19 protein-coding genes and 1 tRNA gene are annotated in these 19,926 nt (G+C 65.7%); 8 read left to right on the forward strand and 12 right to left on the reverse strand.

The features are described from left to right. Window positions 1–7 precede the first annotated feature (7 nt). On the forward strand, window positions 8–268 hold the full coding sequence (locus IEW98_RS05070; protein ID WP_188761856.1) for an Lrp/AsnC family transcriptional regulator: 261 nt from the start codon (window positions 8–10) through the stop codon (window positions 266–268). Between the two features lie 51 nt (window positions 269–319). Continuing rightward, complete coding sequence (locus IEW98_RS05075) at window positions 320–652, forward strand: hypothetical protein (RefSeq protein WP_188761857.1); 333 nt, start codon at window positions 320–322, stop codon at window positions 650–652. A 3-nt stretch (window positions 653–655) separates the two neighbouring features. Here the strand turns inward: IEW98_RS05075 and IEW98_RS05080 are convergent, their stop codons facing one another. The 5 genes from IEW98_RS05080 to IEW98_RS05100 are packed head-to-tail and all read right to left on the reverse strand — an operon-like array spanning window position 656 to window position 4,734. Beyond that, entirely contained in the window at window positions 656–2,017 is a 1,362-nt protein-coding gene (locus IEW98_RS05080; RefSeq protein ID WP_188761858.1) for a hypothetical protein, read from the reverse strand. After that, window positions 1,987–3,186: a caspase family protein gene (locus tag IEW98_RS05085; protein WP_188761859.1), complete on the reverse strand. Its 1,200-nt coding sequence runs from the start codon at window positions 3,184–3,186 to the stop codon at window positions 1,987–1,989. The genes IEW98_RS05080 and IEW98_RS05085 overlap by 31 nt, the downstream gene beginning before the upstream one ends. Then, window positions 3,179–4,012, reverse strand: coding sequence for a M12 family metallopeptidase (locus tag IEW98_RS05090; RefSeq protein ID WP_188761860.1), 834 nt, complete (start codon window positions 4,010–4,012; stop codon window positions 3,179–3,181). Before IEW98_RS05090 ends, IEW98_RS05085 begins: the two co-directional genes overlap by 8 nt. Window positions 4,013–4,030: 18 nt before the next feature. Further along, on the reverse strand, window positions 4,031–4,468 hold the full coding sequence (locus IEW98_RS05095) for a hypothetical protein (RefSeq protein ID WP_188761861.1): 438 nt from the start codon (window positions 4,466–4,468) through the stop codon (window positions 4,031–4,033). Continuing rightward, entirely contained in the window at window positions 4,465–4,734 is a 270-nt protein-coding gene (locus IEW98_RS05100; RefSeq protein WP_188761862.1) for a hypothetical protein, read from the reverse strand. Before IEW98_RS05100 ends, IEW98_RS05095 begins: the two co-directional genes overlap by 4 nt. A 194-nt stretch (window positions 4,735–4,928) precedes the next feature. Between IEW98_RS05100 and IEW98_RS05105 the strand changes: the two genes are divergently transcribed. Together IEW98_RS05105 and IEW98_RS05110 are read left to right on the forward strand one after the other, a co-directional pair. Further along, window positions 4,929–6,761 (forward strand): di-heme-cytochrome C peroxidase, encoded by a 1,833-nt coding sequence (locus IEW98_RS05105; RefSeq protein WP_188761863.1) that lies wholly within the window; start codon window positions 4,929–4,931, stop codon window positions 6,759–6,761. Continuing rightward, the gene (locus IEW98_RS05110) at window positions 6,761–8,002 is read left to right on the forward strand and encodes a cytochrome P450 (RefSeq protein ID WP_188761864.1); all 1,242 of its coding nucleotides are present in this window, start codon (window positions 6,761–6,763) and stop codon (window positions 8,000–8,002) included. Before IEW98_RS05105 ends, IEW98_RS05110 begins: the two co-directional genes overlap by 1 nt. A gap of 3 nt (window positions 8,003–8,005) precedes the next feature. Here the strand turns inward: IEW98_RS05110 and IEW98_RS05115 are convergent, their stop codons facing one another. Together IEW98_RS05115 and IEW98_RS05120 are read right to left on the reverse strand one after the other, a co-directional pair. Continuing rightward, complete coding sequence (locus IEW98_RS05115; protein WP_188761865.1) at window positions 8,006–10,417, reverse strand: FdhF/YdeP family oxidoreductase; 2,412 nt, start codon at window positions 10,415–10,417, stop codon at window positions 8,006–8,008. Between the two features lie 100 nt (window positions 10,418–10,517). Beyond that, window positions 10,518–11,225 carry a cytochrome c oxidase assembly protein gene (locus IEW98_RS05120; protein ID WP_188761866.1) on the reverse strand — a complete coding sequence of 236 codons (708 nt, stop codon included), beginning with the start codon at window positions 11,223–11,225 and terminating at the stop codon, window positions 10,518–10,520. Between the two features lie 145 nt (window positions 11,226–11,370). Between IEW98_RS05120 and fdhD the strand changes: the two genes are divergently transcribed. Then, window positions 11,371–12,174, forward strand: a complete 804-nt coding sequence (gene fdhD, locus IEW98_RS05125) for a formate dehydrogenase accessory sulfurtransferase FdhD (RefSeq protein WP_207792514.1) — start codon at window positions 11,371–11,373, stop codon at window positions 12,172–12,174. A 2-nt stretch (window positions 12,175–12,176) separates the two neighbouring features. Here the strand turns inward: fdhD and IEW98_RS05130 are convergent, their stop codons facing one another. Both IEW98_RS05130 and IEW98_RS05135 read right to left on the reverse strand, forming a co-directional pair. Next, window positions 12,177–12,971, reverse strand: coding sequence for a DODA-type extradiol aromatic ring-opening family dioxygenase (locus IEW98_RS05130; RefSeq protein WP_188761867.1), 795 nt, complete (start codon window positions 12,969–12,971; stop codon window positions 12,177–12,179). Window position 12,972: 1 nt separating this feature from the next. Further along, window positions 12,973–13,368, reverse strand: a complete 396-nt coding sequence (locus tag IEW98_RS05135) for a DoxX family protein (protein ID WP_188761868.1) — start codon at window positions 13,366–13,368, stop codon at window positions 12,973–12,975. Window positions 13,369–13,504: 136 nt separating this feature from the next. Between IEW98_RS05135 and IEW98_RS05140 the strand changes: the two genes are divergently transcribed. Further along, window positions 13,505–13,810 carry a hypothetical protein gene (locus tag IEW98_RS05140; RefSeq protein ID WP_188761869.1) on the forward strand — a complete coding sequence of 102 codons (306 nt, stop codon included), beginning with the start codon at window positions 13,505–13,507 and terminating at the stop codon, window positions 13,808–13,810. 119 nt (window positions 13,811–13,929) lie between these two features. Then, window positions 13,930–14,484, forward strand: a complete 555-nt coding sequence (locus IEW98_RS05145) for a hypothetical protein (protein WP_188761870.1) — start codon at window positions 13,930–13,932, stop codon at window positions 14,482–14,484. 149 nt (window positions 14,485–14,633) lie between these two features. Here the strand turns inward: IEW98_RS05145 and IEW98_RS05150 are convergent, their stop codons facing one another. Beyond that, window positions 14,634–16,976 (reverse strand): TonB-dependent receptor, encoded by a 2,343-nt coding sequence (locus IEW98_RS05150; protein ID WP_188761871.1) that lies wholly within the window; start codon window positions 16,974–16,976, stop codon window positions 14,634–14,636. A gap of 199 nt (window positions 16,977–17,175) precedes the next feature. Between IEW98_RS05150 and IEW98_RS05155 the strand changes: the two genes are divergently transcribed. Next, window positions 17,176–18,411 carry an acyl-CoA dehydrogenase family protein gene (locus IEW98_RS05155; protein ID WP_188761872.1) on the forward strand — a complete coding sequence of 412 codons (1,236 nt, stop codon included), beginning with the start codon at window positions 17,176–17,178 and terminating at the stop codon, window positions 18,409–18,411. Window positions 18,412–18,465: 54 nt separating this feature from the next. Here IEW98_RS05155 and IEW98_RS05160 read toward each other — a convergent pair. Together IEW98_RS05160 and IEW98_RS05165 are read right to left on the reverse strand one after the other, a co-directional pair. Beyond that, window positions 18,466–18,542, reverse strand: a tRNA-Pro gene (locus IEW98_RS05160). A 50-nt stretch (window positions 18,543–18,592) separates the two neighbouring features. After that, window positions 18,593–19,894 (reverse strand): FAD-dependent oxidoreductase, encoded by a 1,302-nt coding sequence (locus IEW98_RS05165; RefSeq protein WP_243450561.1) that lies wholly within the window; start codon window positions 19,892–19,894, stop codon window positions 18,593–18,595. Window positions 19,895–19,926 lie beyond the last annotated feature (32 nt).

Consider the following 19,926-nt stretch of genomic DNA (forward strand, 5'->3'; position numbering starts at 1 on the left):
GTACGCCATGCAGACCTTTTTCATCTTCGTTTCGTGCCGGCGCGGGCAGACCTATACGGTCGGGCGCGCGATCCTGAAGGAAGTGCCGGGGGTGAAGGAGGTCTCGTCGATCAGCGGCAAATGGGACTTGCTGGTGCAATTGGCGGTCGACGAGGCGCGCGATGTCGGCGAGCTCATCAACGAACGGCTGGCGGCGATCGAGGGCATTCGCAAGACGAAGACGCTGGTGGCTTATTATGTTTATAATCCGGAAGATGTTTTCTTTTGATGCGGGGCGCGGCATCAGGCTGAAATCGTGATTGCGGATCGGGGAAATGCGATGACGATGATGATTTTTGCGGCGATCCTGCTGGGCGCCGGTGCGGCCGGGGCGCAGACTTCGGCTCCTCAGGCAGGGACGGTTGGACCTTCCAGAATACCTGGCGAGACGCGCGAGCAGAAGCTGGCGGCGATCGACAATCTGCTGAAGGACATGGACGTCAACCAGGACGACGTGATCACCGAGATGGAGTGGACCAGTGCGGGTGGCCGCGCGGCGGGGTTCGAGGCGCTCGACGGCAATCGCGACGACCGGCTGACGCGGCAGGAAATTCGCAGCAACGCGCGCAAGTTGAAGGCGTTCGAGGATATCGAGGCGGCGGCGCCGTTCTGACGATTATTCGGCGGGAACGTCGAAGGTTGTCAGCGTGCGGCTGCGTACGAGCATGCGCATCAGGGTATCGAGGCGCTCGCGCGCGGCGATGAACTGCGGCAGGTCGGCGCGAGCGATGGCGAAATCGACTTCGCTGTTGGCGCTGACGTCGATGTAGAGGCGGACGCGCTCGAGCATGTAGCTTAAGCCCGAGCGGAACCACGGACAGCGGCCGCCGATCGCGGTCTGCAGCAGCGCCAGCGCGTCCTCGTGCTGGCCCAGCCGGGCGAGGAGTTCGGCGCGCAGGATCGGGATATCGGGGAGCGCGGGCGACAGGCGGCCGAGCGAGGTCAGCCACGCGTCGAGGCCAGAGAGTTCGTTGGCGCGGAGCAGCACATAGGCGCCGGTGACAGCGCGCAGGACCGAGCCGCCGGGGCTGAGCATGGCGCGTTCGCCCTGGTTGACCATGTCCTCGGAGACCGTCCACATTTCAGTGAGGACGCCGTTTTCGACAAAGGACAACAGGGTGTTGGCCTCCTCGGTGACGGTCGAGCGGAAGCGGACGAAGGACCCGGCGGGACCGGACGCGAGGTTGGCGGCGATGTCCTTGGTGCCGGGCGTGTCGTCGACGCAGGCGGTGCATTCGTCGAACGGGACGACCGAATAACGGACGCAGGCGCCGATCGGCTGGGCGACGAGCTGGTCGCAATCGGCGATGCGGGCGATTTGGGTGGGCTGGTCTTGGGAGAGGATGAAGGTCTCGCCGAGGCCGGCTTCGAGTGCGGGGTGACGCGAGCCGGGGACAGCATCCCAGGCGGCGAACCAGTTGCCTTGCCAGAGACGGACGGTCTCGGTCGTGGGAGCTGGGGCGGCAGGCGGCGGCGGGGTCGGTGCGTCCGCCATGACGCTCTCGGCGGCGACGAAACCCCGGGTCATGCGGTTGTAGATCTGTTTGGCAGCGATGCGGACGGCTTCGCGGATCAGCTGTTGGCCGTGAGGAATGCGTGCCGGAGCGGATGCGCTAGCTGGTGCCAGAGCGGATGCGCTAGCTGGTTCTGGAGCGGCTGCGCCGACCGGGGCGGGAGCGAGCGCTCGCGGCGGGGCGGGCGCGCGCCCCGCCGGTGTCCGTGATATCGTGTCCGCGCCGGCGGTGACGGTGACGGTCTCGCCGCAACTGCGCTCGCGGCCATCGGGTGTCACCACCGAGACGAAATAGAGCCCCGGCGGCACGCCGATCGGCGAGCCCGAGACGCCGACGCCGATAATCTCGCCGTCGGGGGTGCGGACCTTGACCGGCAGCGGGCCGAGGCTTCGCTCGGCGGCCGGGCCATCGCAAGTGATGGTGCCGAACTCGCTCACGGCACGCTTGCCAGATCGAAGGTCCATGGCATCGGCATCTGGATCGAGAAATAGGTGACCTCGGAACTGGCCTGCGCAAAGCGGTTCGACGATGGCTGCACCGTCATGCGGTACTGCCCGGCGGTGATCGGGATCGACAATTGCATCTCCCCGATGCCCGGCACCGGCGTGACCTTGTTGGTGTTGATCTCGGTCATCGAGACGCCGCCGACATGGCCCTTGTAGTCGGCGGGTTCGAGCCAGACCTTGAGTGTCATTTCCGGAGCGTCGCGGCGGAAGCAGAGCACCGGGTTGGAGACCAGCCCGGTCAGCTCGACACGCGCGTCGAACAGCGCATCGGCGACTTCGATGCCGGCCTTCAATGACGAGGCGTTGACTGGCCAGACGCTGCCCTTGATGCCGGCGACGCTCTGTTTGCCGAACGAGCCGTTTTCGAGCGCCCACAGCAGCGCCAGCCCGAAATAGGTCGGTTTGCCGGCTTCACCCGCCGCGACGCCGCCGGTGGTGGTGGCGAAGAAGATGGGCGCCTTGCGATCGTCGTAGATGTTGAGATCGGCGGTGAAGATGGCCGGCGGATCGATCGGGTCGATGCCGTCGAGCGCCTCGGGCTTGTCGCGACAGGCATCGACGAAGAAAAATTGCTCGCGGCCGATATCGGGGCGCTTGGCCGACGGCGCCATGCCGTTGCGGATGTTGCTGAGGCGAAAGCTGCGCGACATCTCGGCGAACGGCTGTTCGAGGAAATCCTGGGCGAGCAGGATCGATTCCTCGAGCGAACGCCGTACGCCGTGGCCGCTGAACAGAAACAGCGCCTGGTTTTCGGCCTGGGTCGCCACGTCGATGCGCCAGTTGAGGAGGGCGAGCTCGATATTCCTGATGGTCGGAGCAACCAGCCCCGGAGCGGCGAGCGCGGGGTCGACGGCGATCTCCTCGGGCGATGGTGCCACCAGCAGGCGGATGGTCGCCAGCGGGCGCATCAGCCGCTTGTCGGTGTCGAGCCTTTGCAGTTTCGCCGACAGCGCCATCGCCGTCAGCGCCGAGGATTTGAGCTGGCGCAGCGCCAGCAGGCCAGTGCCGGGCGGGTCGTCGGCGGCCGGCAGGAAAGTGTAGTCGCTGACGCCGATCAGCACGGCGTGGAGGCCGGGATTGCCCAGCAGTGCGGCGCGGCGGTCGAGGATCAGGGCGGGATCAGCCACTCAGGCTGGCCTTGGGCACGCCGGCGTAAAGCGCCTCGACCGCAGCGATATCGCCGGCGCTGAGCGCGTCGCGCTGGCCCATGACGACGCCGGGGGGCACGGGCTTCAAGGGAATGATGGTGCGGCTGCCCGGCGTGACCGCAAAGGCGTTGGCGGGGTAATGCATGATCGAGCCATAATCGTAGAAGCCGACGTCGATGGTCTTGACGATCTGCTGTTCGAAATTGTGCTCGGTGCCGGGGCGGGCGTTGTCGGTGTCGATCCTGACCCATTTGTCGCGGTCGATGCGGCATTGCTCGTGCCACAGGCCGACGGCGTGGCCGATCTCGTGGATGATGTTGCCGGTGGTGCAATTGTCCATGAGAATGATGTCCTGGACGCCGCCCTGCCGGCCGACCTGCGAGGCGCAACCGCGCGGATCGGTCTTGAAGCGCAGCCAGTCGGGCTGGTTGGTGCGCGGCACGAAGCGGATGCCGGTGCGGGCGTTCCAATGGTCGATGGCGGCGGTGACGCGGGCGGGATTGGGAAGACCAGCGGCGATTTCGTACGGGACGATGCGGTTTTTCCAGCGATATTGCTCACCCTTGATGCCGGCGCCTTCGAGGTGGACGTCGCTCGATTCGAGCAATTTCGGCATGGATTTCAGGTTCTTCGCGAACGCGGCGGTGCTTTTTTCGATCTCGTCGGTGGTGCCGAGGATGATGCAGCCTTCGAAGACCGCGAGGCCATCGACATTGGCGTAGCGGACCTGTTTCCAGGCGCTGCCATGCGGTTTGATCCAGGTGGTGCGGATGTCGTCGCTTTCCATGAAACCTTCGCTGCACATGATGTGTTGCCCCCTGCCCTATTTGATTTCACGGGCCGCAGAACCGGCGGCGATGCCTGCCGTAACGGCGGCGCTGACGATGCTCGCGGCCGGCGGCGGTTCGTCGAAGCTGTAGGTCGGCTGGGCGCTCTCGCCGGGAATGGTTTCACCGACGCCAAGCGACTTGCGCCGGCCATCGAGGAAATAATCGGCGCCAAAGTTTTTCGACAGGCCGACAAGGACGACGAGCACAGGGAAATAGCTGAAAAAGCCGATGGCGAGGCCGAGGCCATAGGCGCCGAACAGGCGTTCGGAGGCTGCACCGAACAGGCTGGTCACCGCAGCGCCGCCGACCGCGCCGAGGATGGTGGTGATATCGGTGAACGAGGCTTCGGATTTTCGATAGCGATTGACGAAATACAGGAACCAGCCGATCACCAGCCCGAAGCCGAGCGCGCCTGTTTCGGGCATCGTCATCGCACTGTTCCCCTTGTCGGAATCGCGGCCCGCAGCGCGGCGTGTGCGGCGGCGCCCAGCCCGAAGCCGGCGTAAAACGGCGACAAGGGGAGACTGATCCGCAGTGCCAATACGGGCACCGGCATCAGCCAGATCAGGCCGATGCCGAACAGGCCGAGCGCCGATAATATCGTTACCGGCCAGCGCAGGAACAGCGCCGACCAGCCGGCAACTGCGCCGATTGCGAACACGGAAAGCCCCAGCCCGACCATATCAGTCCCCGCCACAGTCAAGGAAGTCGCAACTATTGTTGCTGATATCCCAATTGCTCGCCCGTATTGTGACATTACATCAAATTTGGCGGCAAAGCCACGCCGGCTGCACACCGCCGGCTCTTGCGTAAAGTGCGCCGGTGTGAAACCATTTGGATAATCAAAAAAGTTCCTCGGATCGCAGACTTGTCTTGAGGGGACTGGGGACCATGCGTTTCGTATTTCTGTCGCTTGCCGGCATCGCCGCCGCGGCCGGGCTGGCTTCGGGCTGCGTACCCGAGACCGGCGCCGGCGCCACCAGTCCGCGCAGCCAGGGCTGGACCGAAAAGGATCGCTATGGCTGGTATCGGGGCACGCAGGGGTCGCGCCTGATGCCGTTGGCGTGGTTCGCGGCGCTCAAGCAGCCGGGCGGCGCGGGGCTTTTGTCTGACGAGAAATATCTGACCGGGTTCGGATATATCCCGGCGGCGGCGAGCGATCCGATCCGGATGCCGATCGGCTTCGTCATCGACAGGCAGCGCGACGACAGCTTCAAGGTGACCAATTTGCGCTGGTATGCCGGGCAGAAGGGCGACAGCCCGCAGGCGGCCGAGCCGTGGCTGGGTCTGAACTGCGCCGCCTGCCACACCACCGAGATCGCCTATGACGGCAAGCCGATGCGGATCGACGGCGGGCCCGGGCTAGGCGATTACCAGTCGCTGGTCGAGGCGATCGACAAGAGCCTGATCGAGACGCGGCGCGATCCGGCGCGGTTCGATCGCTTTGCGGCGCGGGTGCTTGAGGGCAAGGACAATGCGGGCAACCGGACGCAATTGCAGGGGGCGCTCGACGGGTTGATCGACTGGCAGGCGCGCACCGAGGCGCTCAACGGTACGCCGCTGCGCTCGGGCTATGCGCGGGTCGATGCGTTCGGGCATATCTATAACAAGATCGTGATGTTTGCCGGCGCGCCCGACCCGATCGTCAACCCCGCCGATGCGCCGGTCAGCTATCCATTCCTGTGGAACATCCACAAGCAGCGCCAGGTCCAGTGGAACGGCGGGGCGCAGAACGGCCGGTTGAGCCTGGGGGGCAACAAGACGCTCGAATATGGCGCGATGGGGCGCAATGCCGGCGAAGTCATCGGGGTGTTCGGCGAGGTGATGGTGCAGCCGGTCGGCGGGATCGGCAGCCAGTTGAAGGGCTTTCCATCGAGCTTCAACGCCGCCAATCTCGACTCGCTCGAGGTCGTGCTGGCGCGGCTGGAGCCGCCGAAATGGCCAGCGGCGTTTCCCCGGATCGACACGGCGAAGGCGTCTGTCGGCCAAGTGCTTTTCGCGCGAGATTGTGCCGGCTGCCACAAGACGCCCGACAAGCAGGTTGCCGGGCAGCCGACCGAGACGATGCACCGTTTCGGCGCCACCGCTGCGAACAATCTGACCGACATCTGGATGGCCTGCAACGCCTTCACCTATGACGGGCGCAGCGGCGGGTTGAAGGGGACAAAGGAGGGGTATTTCAGTGGCACGCCGCTGCCGGGGGTGGCGCCGGTCGGGACGATGCTGGCGACGACGGTGAAGGGTGCGCTGGTCGGCAAGAAGGGCCAGATCCTGAAAACCGCGGGCAACAGCTTCTTCGGGGTCGATCGCCCGCCCGAAGTGTTTGCCTTCGATACGACGGGCATGACGGCGCGGCAGGCGCGCGACATGCGGCGGCAATTGTGCAGCACGACCGATCACGCGCTGCTGGCGTACAAGGCGCGGCCGCTGGATGGCATCTGGGCGACGGCGCCGTATCTCCACAATGGCTCGGTGCCGACACTGTACGACCTGTTGTTGCCGGCTGCGCAGCGACCGAAGAGCTTTGCGCTGGGGACGCGCAGCTATGACCCCGGCAAGGTCGGTTATGCGGCGGCGGCGCCCGACAACCGGTTCATCTTTGCCACCGTGGACGGTGGTGGCCGCCCGATCGACGGCAACAGCAACGCCGGGCATGATTATGGTGCCAGCCGGATCAGCGACGCCGATCGCTGGGCGCTGGTCGAATATATGAAGACGCTTTGATGGGCGATTACCTGTCGCGCATCGAGGCTGTGCCGGCGGTGCAGCGCTGGGGGCTGGTGCGCGACTGGATTTTCACCGAGCCGCTGCCGTTCTTTGCCGAGATACGGCGCGAGCGCCCGGTGCTAGTGCTGCCCGAGCTGACGCTGGCGTTCCGGCACGCCGATTGCATGACGATCCTGCGGCGTCACCACAGTTTCGGGGTCGATTTGTACAAACCCAAGCAGGGCGATTATTTCATGGCGCAGGACGATACGGCGGTCCATTGGCGCGAGAAATCGATCATGAAATCGGTGCTCGACCGCGAGGATATTCCGGCTATTCGCGCTTGGGTGGGACAGGCCACCAAGGCGGCGCTCGATGCCGGCGGCGGCGAGATCGAGGCGGTGCGGGCGATTACGCGCGGCATCCCGGCGGGGCTGGTCCAGCGCTGGTTCGGATTCACCGATGCCGACCCCGACAGGCTGATCGAATGGTCGTACTGGAACCAGCAGGACGCCTTCTGGAACCAGCCGTTCGATGCGGGCTTTACCCGCGATCCGGACGGGATCGTCGCCAATCGCAAGCGCGCCAGCCTCATGCTGGGGCTGTACCTGGCGCGGCTGATCGCGCGGCGGACGGTAGCGGTCAAGCTGGGCAGCGATGCGACCGACCCGGTGACGCGGCTGCTCAAGCTGGCGTTTTCGGATGCGTGCCGGTTCGATGTGAAGAACGTGCTGTTCAACATCGGCGGGCTGCTGATCGGGGCGACCGAGACGACATCGCACACCGTTACCAATGCGCTCGAATATCTGCTCGGCAATCCCGACCTGCTGGCAAGCGCCAGGGCGGCGGCCACCCTGCCCGACCCGGCATTGTTCGATGGCCATGTCGACGAGGCGCTGCGGTTTCGGCCGGCGTTTCCGTATTATTTCCGCACCTGCCATGTGCCGACGGTGCTGGCGCCGGAGACGCCGCACGCAGTGGCGGTCGCGCCGGGGACGAATGTGCTGGCGGTGAGCCACAGCGCGATGTTCGACGCCGCGGGGTTCCCCGATCCGGAGGCGTTCATGCCGGGGCGCGACCAGTCGGACAGCTTTACCTATGGACAGGGCATCCATGCCTGCCTCGGCATCGCTGTCGCCAAGGTTATGGTACCCGAGATCGTGCGACAGTTAGTGCTGCGCGAAGGGCTGACGGCGGTGTCGCCGCCCGACTATCGCGGCGGGCGGGTGCCGGAGGCGTGGCAGCTGCGGTATCGGTGAACGCTATTCCGGACGGGTCCTGACCGTCGTCGAGCGCAGGACCTCAACGGGGATGGCCTTGTAGGCCGGGGTGTGCGCGTGAAGGTCATGGTGGCCGAGCGGCACCAGCGGCGTCGCTTCGGGAAAATAGGCACCGCAGCAGCCGCGCGGGATGTCGTAGGGGACGATCTGCAGCCCGCGGACAATGCGTTCATGGCCATCGTCCATGGCCGTCCTGAGGTCGACGAGTTCGCCGGCGGCAAAGCCCTGCGCCGCGATGTCGGCGGCATTCATGAAAACGACCATGCGGGTGCCGGTGACGCCGCGGAAGCGGTCGCTATAGCCGTAGATGCTGGTGTTGAACTGGTCGTTGCTGCGAAAAGTGGTCAGCTGGAGGACGCCGGCCTTGCGGTAGTTTTCGGCGGTGCCGCCGAACATCTGGGTCGGCACGATGAAGTTGGCCTTGCCGCTGCGGGTGTTCCATTTGCGCTCGCGCGCGGCGACCGGGCGTTCGATGCCGCCGGGGTGGAACATGTTTTCATTCAGCTTGTGGAACGTCGCCGGCCAGGTGGCTTCGATGGCGTGGCGGATCGTCGAATAGTTCCCGACCCATTCGGTCCATGGCACCTTGGCATTCTCGGGCAAGGCCGCCAGCGCGATGCCGGCGATGATCGCGGGTTCGGACATCAGCTCGGGCGATGCCGGGGCGACACGGCCTTTCGAGCCGTGGAACTGGGCGAGGCTGCTTTCCATCGAGACGGCCTGGGGACCGCTGGCCTGCTTGTCGACCTCGATGCGGCCGAGGCATGGCAACAAATACGCGACCTCGCCGTGGACGATGTGGCTGCGGTTGAGCTTGGTCGCGATCGCCACGGTCAGGCGCAGCTTGCTCCAGGCTGCCTCGACGCGGGGAATGTCGGGCGCGGCGCGGGTGAAGTTGCCGCCGAGCGCGACGAAGGCCTTGACCCGGCCGTCGATCATCGCCTCGCAGCCAGTGACGGTGGTATAGCCTTCATGGCAGGGCGGTTCGAAGCCGTACATCTCCTTCAGGCGGTCGAGCGGCACCAGCTCGGGCTTTTCGGTGATGCCGACGGTGCGCTGCCCCTGGACGTTGGAATGGCCGCGGACGGGGCAGATGCCAGCGCCGGTCTTGCCGATGTTGCCGCGCAGCAGCAGCAGATTGACGAGCATCTGGACGGTCTGGGTGCCGGCAACATGCTGGGTGATGCCCATGCCGTAGATGCCCATGACCTTGCCGGCGCCGGCGTACTGGACGGCGACCGCCTCGAGATCGGCGCGGCCGAGCTGCGAGACCTGCGCGATTTCGGCCCAGTCGGCGGCGCGGCAGTAATCGGCGAATTCGGCGAACCCATGCGTGTGTTCGGCGATGAAATCATGGTCGAGGACGCGGCGCGACGTGGCGGCGGCAGCGGCGGCCTTGATGGCGAAGCCCGCGTCATTGTCGGTCTGCGCGAGCAGAGCCTTGCGGTCGGTCGAGCCGGCGGCGCCCGCTTCGACGGCGGCGTCGTCCATCGACACCAGCGCCTTGCAGATGCCGGTCAGCGCGGCGATGTCGCCGCCGACGGCGACCTGGAGGATCTTGTCGGAAATCTGCGTCTCCGAGAAGGTCAGCATTTCCCTGGGCGATTGCGGATTGGTGAAACGCTGGAGCCCACGTTCCTTCAACGGATTGATGCTGATGATGGCGGCACCGCGTTTCTTGGCATCCTGAAACTGGTGGAGCATGCGCGGCGAATTCGTCGCCACATTGTGCCCCAGATAGAGCATCAGGTCGACGCTTTCGAAGTCCTGGAGGGTCACCGTGCCGACCGAGACGCCGATGCTTTCGGGCAAGGCGACGCTGGTTGATTCGTGGCACATGTTCGAGCTGTCGGGCAGGTTATTGGTGCCGTAGATCCGCGCCAGCAGCTGGAACATGTAGCTCGCCTCCAGGCTGGCGCGGCCGCTGGCGTAGAAGATCGCCTGGTCGGGATCATCCTGCAACGCCCGGAGTTCCTCGCCGATTTCGTTGAACGCCTGCTGCCACGACACCGGGCGATATTTGTCGGTCGCGGAATCCCAGCGCATCGGCATGGTCAGACGGCCGGCGACCTCGAGATCATGGTCACGCCAGCCGGCCAGTTCGGCGAGCGTGTGGGTTTCGAAGAATTTCTGGTCGACGCGCTTGCGGGTGATTTCCCATGCCGTCGCCTTGGCGCCGTTTTCGCAATATTCGAACGGCTGTGGCTCGGCGGGTTTGCCCCAGGCGCACGAGACGCACATATAGCCGTCGGGCTTGTTCTGGTCGGCGAGCGTGACGATGGCGTCGGGGACATGTTCTTCTGCCAGGATGCGGGCCACGGAGCGCAGCGAGCCATAGCCGCCGGCTGGACCCTTGTACGGTGCAATCCTGGGAAACCTACGCGGACCACTCATCGAACTCTCCGGGCTGACACCATGTGAAACGCGCCAGTTGAAAACCGGCATCCCCCGAAGCTGAGAAATTTGGACGCGACCCGCCTCGACTTCGGTTCTTTCAGGGGGCCGAGAGCCGCCAGCCACGGCGTGCAAGGGCGGCACCGGCGACAAAATACGGCAACATGCCGGGCACCCACATCAACAACCCAGCAAGCTGCTGGTCGGCGAGCGGCCCGATGCCCCAGGCCGCCGTCGACGACATGTGCGCGGTGTAAAGCGGTGCCGGCGCAAAAGCCAGCAAGGCACCGAGAAGGCCCATCTGCCCGATCGAGGCGACGACGAGGACGGCGGCGCCGGAGAATTCGGACGGCGAGAAGATGGCGCGCCAGAAGGCGAACGCGGACACCAGCATGCTGGCCTGCATGACCCAGTACAGCGAAGCATGGCCGAGCGCGGCGGCGTAAAGCGCGGGTGAGTGCCACGCCCAGAATACCACGGCGGCAAACAGGAATGCCGGCCAGGCCGGAGCGCGGACGGTGCGCGGAAAGGTCAGGGCAAGCAGCGGCGCAACAATGGTCGTCAGCGCCAGTTGATGCACGACATGAGCCGAAAACAGCGCGCCGGTCAGGGCGTTCATCGGCGAGACGAACAGGAATGCGAGCACGCCGGTCGCTGACGCCAGCATTCCCCTGCGCTCCGGATCGGTACCGATGCGGCGGTCGCCGATGAACCAGGCCAGCGCGAGTGCCGCAATGAATACCGGATCGAGGTTCCAATGCGAGAACCAGTCGAAAGGCGTGGGGGGTGGGCCGCCAGGAACTCGCATCGCCGATAACGCCTCCTTCGCTGCCGCAATCGACGCTTGATTGGTCGATGTCTGCAACATGAACGAAAAGCGCGCTGAAGTGTTCCTTGCGGTGGCTTGTTCGAGCCATGGCTCTTATGCCCGTGGTCGGCAGTGGAGCAGGCGCGTGAAGATACCAGCAGCAAGTATCATGGTTTCGAGCCGCGCCTGCCGGCCGGATGGCCAGCAGGTGACCGAGCGCTGCCTGCCCGAGGAATGCGCCGTTGCCATCATCCATGACGGCACGACTTATGCCGTGTTGATGGCATCGCCGACCGATCTCGAGGATCTTGCGATCGGCTTCAGCCTGACCGAAGGCGCGATCGCGAACATGGCCGCAGTGGCCGAATTCGAAATGGTCGGCCAGGCGGATGGCATCGAGCTGCGGCTGTGGCTGCGGGCCGGCGAGGGCGGGGCGGCGGGTGACCGGCGGCGGGCGATCGTCGGCGGCAGCGGGTGCGGGCTGTGCGGGGTCGAAAGCCTCGCAGCGGCGATACACCAGGTGGCGAAGGTGACGGCCGGGTTGCGGTTTTCGCACGGCGAGATTGCCGCGGCGGCGGCGTCGCTATCGGGACGACAGCGGCTGGGCGACGCGACGCGCGCCGTCCACGCGGCAGGGTTCTGGACGCGATCCGAAGGCTTGGTGGCCATTCGCGAGGACGTTGGCCGGCACAATGCCCTCGACAAGCTGGTCGGCGCCATGGCGCGGATGGGTCGCGACGGCAGCGGCGGCATCGTGGTGCTGACCAGCCGGGTGTCGGTCGAGATGGTGCAAAAGACGGCGCGGTTCGGCGCCTCGGTGCTGGTCGCGATCTCGGCGCCGACGGCGCTGGCGGTGCGAACGGCGGACGCGGCCGGAATCGCGCTGGCGGCGGTGGCCCGCGTGGACGGCTTCGAGATTTTCTGCGGTGCGGAGCGCATCGCCCAATAAGCCTAGTCGAAGCGGAACCCCGAGATGGCGGTCTGCAGCACCAGTTCGCCATAAACATGCTCGCCGGGGGCTTCGGATGCGCCGGCTGCGACCATCAGCGGCAGCAAATGTTCCTCGCGGGGATGCGAGAAGCGTCCGCCGGGGGCGATCGCCCAGCCTTGCAGGGCTTCGGCGCGCCCGGGGCCGGGCTGGGCGATGGCAGCGGTCAGCCAAAGGTCGAATTCCTCCGACGGCGCGGTGGCGCGGGGGTCGCCATAGCCGCGCATGTTGTGGAAGCTCATCCCCGAGCCGAGGATGAGGACGCCGTCGCTGCGCAGCGCCGCGAGCGCCCTGCCCGCGGCGACATGGAGCGCGGGATCGAGGTCGCGGTCGACCGACATCTCGATGAGCGGAATGTCGGCGTCGGGGAACGCCACCTTGAGCGGGATGAAGACGCCGTGATCGAGGCCGCGGGCGGGATCGACTGTGGCGGTCAGGCTGGCCGCGCGGAGCAGGTCGGCGGCGCGGGCGGCGAGTGCGGGGGCGCCGGGGACGTCGTAGCGCAGGTCGTAGGTGTAAGGCGGGAAGCCGCCATAATCATAGATCGGCGGCGGCCTGGCGGCGCCGGTGAAGGCGAAGCCGCGCGTCTCCCAATGGCCGGAGACGACGATTATCGCGGTCGGGCGTTCCGGCAGCGTGGCGGGCAAGTCCTTGAGGAAACGCTCCATGCCGGTCCAGTTGCCGGCAGGATCGGGCATGAAGAAACACGGCCCGCCGCCGTGCGGGATGAAGAAGCTCGGCTGGACGGGTGTCGCCATGTCAGGCGCGCCGCTTGCGCAGGGCGTCGAGGCTCCACGGGCCGGGACCGGCGAACACGAGATAGAAAAAGACGAGGCAGAACGTGATCGCGGTCTCGCCCTGGTTGACCGCGGGCCAGAAGCTGCGCGGGAAATGCGCGATGAAATAGGCGAAGGCCATCTGCCCGGCGCAGACGAACGCGGCGCTGCGGGTGAACAGGCCGATGGCGATCAGCGTGCCGCCGATGATCTCGATCCAGGCGGCAGCGAACAGCATCAGCGGCAGCGGATCGAGAGCGCCGGGCTGCGCCGCCGGGAACTGGAAGATTTTCATCAGCCCGTGCTGGAGGAACAGCAGCGCCGTGACGATGCGAAGGACCGACAGGATCCGCGGCGACCAGTCGGCGAGATACGACATCTTGGTTCTCCAGAGCAGGTTCGCCTTGTCGCAGACCGCGTGCAGGATGCAATGCCCGGTACCGGTTGCAGGAACCGGGGCGCGCCTGACGGCTTAGGAGGGTATGTCCTTGCGGACCGATAATGAAGGCGAACCGATGACCGAAGCGACCTGGAACGATGATGCGATGACGCCGGATATCGACTGGCGGATGAGCGCGGCGCTGGAAAATGTGCCGCGCGGGGATCTCGATGTTGCGGAGGTCACCAGCCTGGCGGGGGCGGTGCGGGCATGGCAAAAGCTCGATCCCGAGCACCAGTCGGCTGCCACTTTGACTCCGGAACACGCCATCCGCATCGAGGGCGTGTCGACCGAGAGCTTCGCCGGCGAGGCAATCGGCGTACTGGCTGGGTTGCTGCAGCCCGGGCACGACGATGACGAGACCGGGCCGATTGCGGCCTGAAGCATGACCGCTCACCGTCCGGCGGTTTCTGCTAAGGGCGTCCGATGTTGACCTCATCGATCCCTGTTATCCGTTCCGTGGCGCGCATTTGCGCCGAGCCCAAGTGCCGGCGACGCGCCATGCTGACGACACCCGACCTGTTCGCGACCATCGTTCCCAACCAGGGCGGCGGAACGCGCAAGGAAGCGGCATATGACTGCCCGGCGTGCGCCCGGCAGAACGACGTGCCGGCGGCCTTGTTGCCCAAGGGGCTGGTACCGCTGCTGCCGCTGCGCGAGGCGTGGCTGGCGGCACGGGCGGTTGAGGTTGTAGCTGTGCCGGAGCCGGTGGCTGCGCCTTTGGTGGCAGCGGAGCCCGCGCTTGCGGCGAAGGTGGAACCTGTGGCGGTAGCTGCTGTGCCGGCTTTGGAAGTCCCTGTCTGGGCGACCGGGAAATCGGGGCGATCGTTGCTGGATGAGGGGTTGTCGGCAGTGCGGGCGGGGACGGCCTCGATGGTTGGACTTCGGCGCAGGGATGGCCAGTTTGTGGCTGAGGCGATCGCTGTGGAGGCGGTTGAGGACCTGCTGGACTCACTTGACGAGATGGATTGCGAATTGCTCATTATCGACGGCGGGCTTGGGGCCGGGAAGACGATTTTCCATCCAAGGGCCGGTGCCACGAGTTTCGTTCGCTAGGTTCCTCGCTCCTAAAACGCGATCGTCATGCTAAACTTGTTTCAGCATCCATCGCGCCGCCGGGCAAAAAATTTCATGTTGCGAAATGGATGCTGAAACAAGTTCAGCATGACGAAGAGCTGTAGGGCTGGGCTACAGCTGCCGTGAATTCAAATAGTAAAGCCCAGCGTCGCGCCGATCACCCGCGGGTCGCTGGGCGTCCCGAGGATCAGACCGGAGTTGCCGGCCTGAGTCGTCAGGTTCTGGATATAGTTGGAATTGAACAGGTTGCGGGCGAACACCGTCACGCTCCAGCCTTGCGCAGCGCGGAAACCGATGGAGGCGTTGGTGATGTTGTAGCCGTCGATGAGAGTGAAGCGCGAAAGCGTCGGATCGCCGTAATAGCTGCTGCGCCAGCTCGTGTCGGCGTGGACGAAGACTTCGCCGGGGCGGCTGGCGAGGGTCAGCGGCAGGGCGTAATCGCCGCCGATTGTCGTCGCCGAGCGCGGCAGGCCGGACAGCCGGCCGCCGGTCAGGTTGCACGCCGTCGTCGCCGATCCCTGCAGTTCCAGCGGGCATGGTCCCTGCGGATATTCGGCGTATTCGCCATCGGCATAAGCGACCGAGGCGCGCAATTGCAGGCCGGCGACCGGCACCGCGACGGCGTCGATCTCGAAGCCCTTTACCGTCACCTTGGGAATGTTCGAAAGGTAGCCGCGCAGCGCGACGGTCTGCGTGGAATCGACCAAAGTTGCCTGAAAATCGCGGACTTCAGTGTAGTAGCCGGCGAGGTTGAACCGTAGCCGCTGATCCCAGAAATCGGCTTTCAGGCCGGCCTCGTAGGTCGTGTTGCGTTCGGGCGCGACGACGGCGGTCGCCAGCGCCGGCTGGTTCTGGGCGTTGAGCGGCAGGCCCGACATGTTGATGCCGCCCGATTTGAAGCCGCGCGCAAAGCTGGCGTAAGCGAGCACGCCGCCCCCAAGCTCATACGATGCATTGGCGCGGCCCGACAGGCTGCCGTCATCGCTGCGTGCCGCATAGGTCTGCGGGCGGAGGATCGACAGCTTGGCGCTGACCAGCGCCGGCACAATCGTCTGCAGGCCGCCGAAAACGAAGGTCGAATAATCGCCTTGCTTGCTCTCGATCGTATAGCGCAGCCCGCCGGTCAGCGTCAGCCGGTCGATGGGCTTCCAGTTGACCTCGGCAAAGGTCGCATAGCTGTCGGTGGCGAAGCGGGTACGGCCGTCCTGGCCATAGCCGTCGAGCAGGTTTGAAGGAAATTGCGGTGCCGGGCCGAGCAGCCAATAGGCCGCGGTGGGGCCGTAGATCGAGACCGGTCGGCCGGTGATGACCTGCCGGAAATAGTAGAGCCCGGCGACATAGCCGACCGGGCCGTCGCCGTTCGACGCGAGCCGGAGTTCCTGGCTGATCTGGTCCTGCCGCGAGGGGATGCCTTGGGTCAGCTGGATAGGCAGCCCAGTATAGTCGCGGTCGTTGGCGGCGTTCCAGTTCCAGAACCGCCATGCCGTGACCGAGGTCATCGTCGCGTAATCGAGGTCCCAGTCGGTGACGAGCGAGACGCCGCCCTCGTTTGTATCGACCGCCAGCGACGCGTCGATGTCGGTCAGCCGGTCATCGGGATTGGTGCTCGGCGGGGCGTAGCCGAGGCCGGCAGCGAGCGCCGGGAACTGTCGCGCCGCCGGCCGCAGCGACGTGCCGGTGCGCAGATAGACCTGGGTGCAGCATTCGCTCTTGAAATTGTTCCAGTCGCCCGTCAGCCGGAGGGTCAGCGCATCGGTCGCTTTCCACAGCAATTGCCCGCGCACCGCCTGGTTGTTCAGCGTGTTCTGGTCCTTGTCCAACGCGACATTGTGGAGGACGCCATCGCGCCGCGTCGCCAGCCGGGACAGGCGGAATGCCAGCTTGTCGGCGATGATCGGCCCCGAGATCGCCGCCTTGGCCTGGAAGAAGTCATGCTCGCCGTACGACGCCTCGCCCTGCGCCTGCCAGTCGAAACTTGGCGCACGGCTGACGATGCTGATCGCGCCGGCAGTGGTGTTCTTGCCGAACAGGGTGCCCTGCGGCCCGCGCAAGACCTCGATCCGCTCGATGTCGACGAAATCGAAAGCGGCGGTGGCCGGCCGGGCGTGATAGACTTGGTCGACATAAAAGCCGACGCCGGGTTCGAGCCCGTCATTGGCCTGGCTGACGGCGACGACGACGCTGCCAAGCCCGCGGATGGTGAAAGCCGTGTTGCGCGGGTTCGCCGAGCTGTAGTTGAGGCTGGGAACGAGCAGGCTGAGCTGGCCGGTGTTGACGGTATAGCTGCGATCGATGAGCTCGCCGCCGACGACCGACAGCGCGCCGGGGATGGCCTGGGCATTCTCGGTGCGGCGACGCGCGCTGACGAGGATTTCAGGCAGGCGCGAGACGCCGTCATCCGCCTCCTCGGCACCGGCACTGCTCGTCGTCGCCAGCGCCACCAGCAACGCCGCCCCCAGGATCGTCTTCACGCTTTTACCCCGTCAATGTATTTGACCGGATATAGCGGGTTCGATCGTGACGCCAGCCCTGCCGCAACTGAAGGCAAAATGGTCGGGCAGCGCAGCGCGTCACGCCCCAGATCGAAAAGCAACTGGCGTTATGCATGTTGTGACGCGGTTCGGGTCTGCTCTATCCCGGTCGTTGCAAAAGCGTTGGGGAGCCGAGACAATGGCGATCGATTTCGAGATTCCAGCCGAAGCCAAGGCCGTGCGCGAGCGGGTGCGCCAATGGGTCCACGACGAATGTTTCCCCGCCGAAAAACGCCTGGCGGACGGCGGCGACTACAAGACTATCCTCGCCGAACTGCGCACCAAGGCGCGCGCGCAAGGGCTATGGTGCCCGTTCATCCCGGTCGAGCATGGCGGCATGGGGCTGCGGCCGCTGGCCAATGCGCTGGTGCAGATGGAGCTGGGCGAAAGCTATCTCGGGGCGCTGTCGCTGAACACCCAGGCGCCCGACGACGCGACGATCCTGACGCTGCTGACGTACGGGACCGATTACCAGAAGGAAAAATACCTCAAGCCGCTGCTCAACGGTGAGAAGCGCATCTGCTATTCGATGACCGAAAAGGCCGCCGGCGCCGACGCCACCGGCATGCAGACCACCGCGGTCAAGGACGGCAACGAGAATTACATCCTCAACGGTGAAAAATGGTTCTCGAGCGGCGCCAGCGTCGCCGACATCGTCATGATCATGGCGAAGACCAACCCCGAGGCGCCGCGCCACCAGCAATTCTCGACCTTCATCGTCGAGCTGCCCAACCCCGGCTACCGCATCGTCCGCAATATCAAGACCATGGCGCCCGAAAGCGACCTGTATCACGCGCTCGGCGGCGGCCATGCCGAGGTCGAGATCAAGGACCTGGTGGTATCGGCCGACAATCTGCTCGGCGGCGAAGGCAATGGCTTCGGCATGGGCCAGCACCGGCTGGCGTATGGCCGCCTGCGCCACGGCATGCACAATGTCGCGATGGCGCAACGCGCGCTCGACATGGCGGCCAAGCACATCACCAGCCGCGAGACCTTCGGCAAGCTTTTGTCGGAGCGCCAGGCGGTGCAGTTCATGATGGCCGAGTGCGCGACCCAGCTTTATATCTCGCGGCTGATGCTGCTCCACATCGCCTACAAGGCCGAGAACGGCCTCGACCTGCGGCAGGAAAACTCGATCGCCAAGGTCTATCTGGCGCACATGGTCCATCATGTCGTCGACACGGCGATCCAGCTCCACGGCGCGCTCGGCTATTCGATGGATACGCCATTGGCGCGCTGGTACACCCAGATCCGCTCGCAGCGCCTCGTCGATGGCGCCGATGAAGTGCATCGCTGGACGGTCGGCCGGAATGTCATCAAGGCGTATCAGCGCGATGGCACGACGGCGGCGGCAGTTGGTGGGGATTTGCTCTAGGTCGATTGGGGATGGAATGGGTGGGTCCGGAACCCTGACCCCCTGACATCCGCTTGGTCGGGGCGAGAGGATTCGAACCTCCGGCCTCTGCCTCCCGAAGGCAGCGCTCTACCGGGCTGAGCTACGCCCCGACTCCGTGGAAACGGGCCTATAACGCCGGCCGCAAATCAGTGCAAGCCAGCTAGCTACTCAGCCCGAGCATCTGTGAAACGCTGATGAACTTCTCGCGCGGTGCCCCCGGCCGGGCGCGCGAAACTTCGGCGGCGTCGATTGCCTGCCAATGCGAAAAGCCCGTCGGCTTGACCCCGCGCGAGGCGAGCAGCGCATCGAGCGTTGCCGCCGCGTCGCCGCCCTTGCCCTGCGGCACGTCGGCGGCGATGGCGTCGACCACCGAGAAGCCGTCGGGCCGGTTGGTGCCGATCGTCCCCGAAGGACCGCGCCGCGCCCAGCCACTGGCGTACAATCCCGGGAAAATGCGCCCCTGCGGATCGCCGGCGAAGCGCCCGAGCCCGGTGTCGTAGGGCACGCCCTCGATCGTGGCGGTGCGATAGCCGATGCAGGCGACGACCAGCCCGCACGGGATGGCGTGCAGCTCGCCGGTGCCGACGGCTTTCCCATCCTCAAGGCGCGTCGTCTCGACGATCAGGCGTTCCGCCTTGCCGTTGCCCTCCACCGCGACCGGCCGCCGGTAGAATTCGAAATGGATCGTCACCGGCTTGTCACCGCGCGGGACGGCGGCAAAGCTGCGGATATGGCCGACCATCTTGCGGTGGCCGGGATCGAGCGCCGCGTCCTCCTCGACCGGCGGCAGGTCGCCGGGGCGCACCAGCGGCTGGGCCCGCTCGAGATGGCCGAGCTCGCCCGCTTCCTTGACGGTAAAGCTCGCCTGGTGCGGACCCCTGCGCCCGACGATATGGATGTCGCGGACCGCCGATTGGCGCAATTCGTCCACGGCGTGCTGGGCGATGTCCGACGTCTCCAGCTCATCGCAAGTCTTGGCGAGGATGCGCGCGCAATCGATCGCGACATTGCCGTTGCCGATGATCGCGGCGCCGTGATGCGACAGCGGCACATCGAGATCGGCGAAATCGGGGTGGCCATTGTACCATCCGACGAACGCCGCGCTTCCGAGCACGCCGGGCAGATCGTCGCCGGGAATGCCGATCGGCTTGTCGTGCGGCGCGCCGACCGACAGCACGACGGCGTCGTAGATCGAGGTCAGCTCGGCGATGGAAATATCGCGGCCGATCTCGACATTGCCGACGAAGCGCACCCCCTGCCCCTGGTTGGTGGTTTCATAGCGCCGCGACACTGCCTTGATCGACTGGTGATCGGGCGCGACGCCGGCGCGGATCAGGCCGTACGGCGTCGGCAACCGGTCGATGATGTCGATGCGGGCATTGCCGCCCCAGTGCTTCAATGCGGCTTCGGCGGTGTAGTAACCGGCGGGGCCAGCGCCGATGATGGCAATGTTCAGGGTCAAGACGCTCTCCATTGGGCGCGATCGGCAGATTA

This window comes from Sandarakinorhabdus glacialis (assembly GCF_014643455.1).
Classification (GTDB): domain Bacteria; phylum Pseudomonadota; class Alphaproteobacteria; order Sphingomonadales; family Sphingomonadaceae; genus Sandarakinorhabdus; species Sandarakinorhabdus glacialis.

What these genes read in the sequence shown, in the direction of transcription:
- IEW98_RS05135 (WP_188761868.1), bottom strand. Translation starts at nt 13,368, where the DNA reads ATGTCGTATCTCGCCGACTGGTCGCCGCGGATCCTGTCGGTCCTTCGC.
- IEW98_RS05140 (WP_188761869.1), top strand. Translation starts at nt 13,505, where the DNA reads ATGACCGAAGCGACCTGGAACGATGATGCGATGACGCCGGATATCGAC.
- IEW98_RS05110 (WP_188761864.1), top strand. Translation starts at nt 6,761, where the DNA reads ATGGGCGATTACCTGTCGCGCATCGAGGCTGTGCCGGCGGTGCAGCGC.
- IEW98_RS05080 (WP_188761858.1), bottom strand. Translation starts at nt 2,017, where the DNA reads ATGGACCTTCGATCTGGCAAGCGTGCCGTGAGCGAGTTCGGCACCATC.
- IEW98_RS05070 (WP_188761856.1), top strand. Translation starts at nt 8, where the DNA reads ATGCAGACCTTTTTCATCTTCGTTTCGTGCCGGCGCGGGCAGACCTAT.
- IEW98_RS05075 (WP_188761857.1), top strand. Translation starts at nt 320, where the DNA reads ATGACGATGATGATTTTTGCGGCGATCCTGCTGGGCGCCGGTGCGGCC.
- IEW98_RS05155 (WP_188761872.1), top strand. Translation starts at nt 17,176, where the DNA reads ATGGCGATCGATTTCGAGATTCCAGCCGAAGCCAAGGCCGTGCGCGAG.
- IEW98_RS05145 (WP_188761870.1), top strand. Translation starts at nt 13,930, where the DNA reads ATGCTGACGACACCCGACCTGTTCGCGACCATCGTTCCCAACCAGGGC.
- IEW98_RS05105 (WP_188761863.1), top strand. Translation starts at nt 4,929, where the DNA reads ATGCGTTTCGTATTTCTGTCGCTTGCCGGCATCGCCGCCGCGGCCGGG.
- IEW98_RS05090 (WP_188761860.1), bottom strand. Translation starts at nt 4,012, where the DNA reads ATGTGCAGCGAAGGTTTCATGGAAAGCGACGACATCCGCACCACCTGG.
- IEW98_RS05115 (WP_188761865.1), bottom strand. Translation starts at nt 10,417, where the DNA reads ATGAGTGGTCCGCGTAGGTTTCCCAGGATTGCACCGTACAAGGGTCCA.
- IEW98_RS05120 (WP_188761866.1), bottom strand. Translation starts at nt 11,225, where the DNA reads ATGCGAGTTCCTGGCGGCCCACCCCCCACGCCTTTCGACTGGTTCTCG.
- IEW98_RS05130 (WP_188761867.1), bottom strand. Translation starts at nt 12,971, where the DNA reads ATGGCGACACCCGTCCAGCCGAGCTTCTTCATCCCGCACGGCGGCGGG.
- IEW98_RS05095 (WP_188761861.1), bottom strand. Translation starts at nt 4,468, where the DNA reads ATGACGATGCCCGAAACAGGCGCGCTCGGCTTCGGGCTGGTGATCGGC.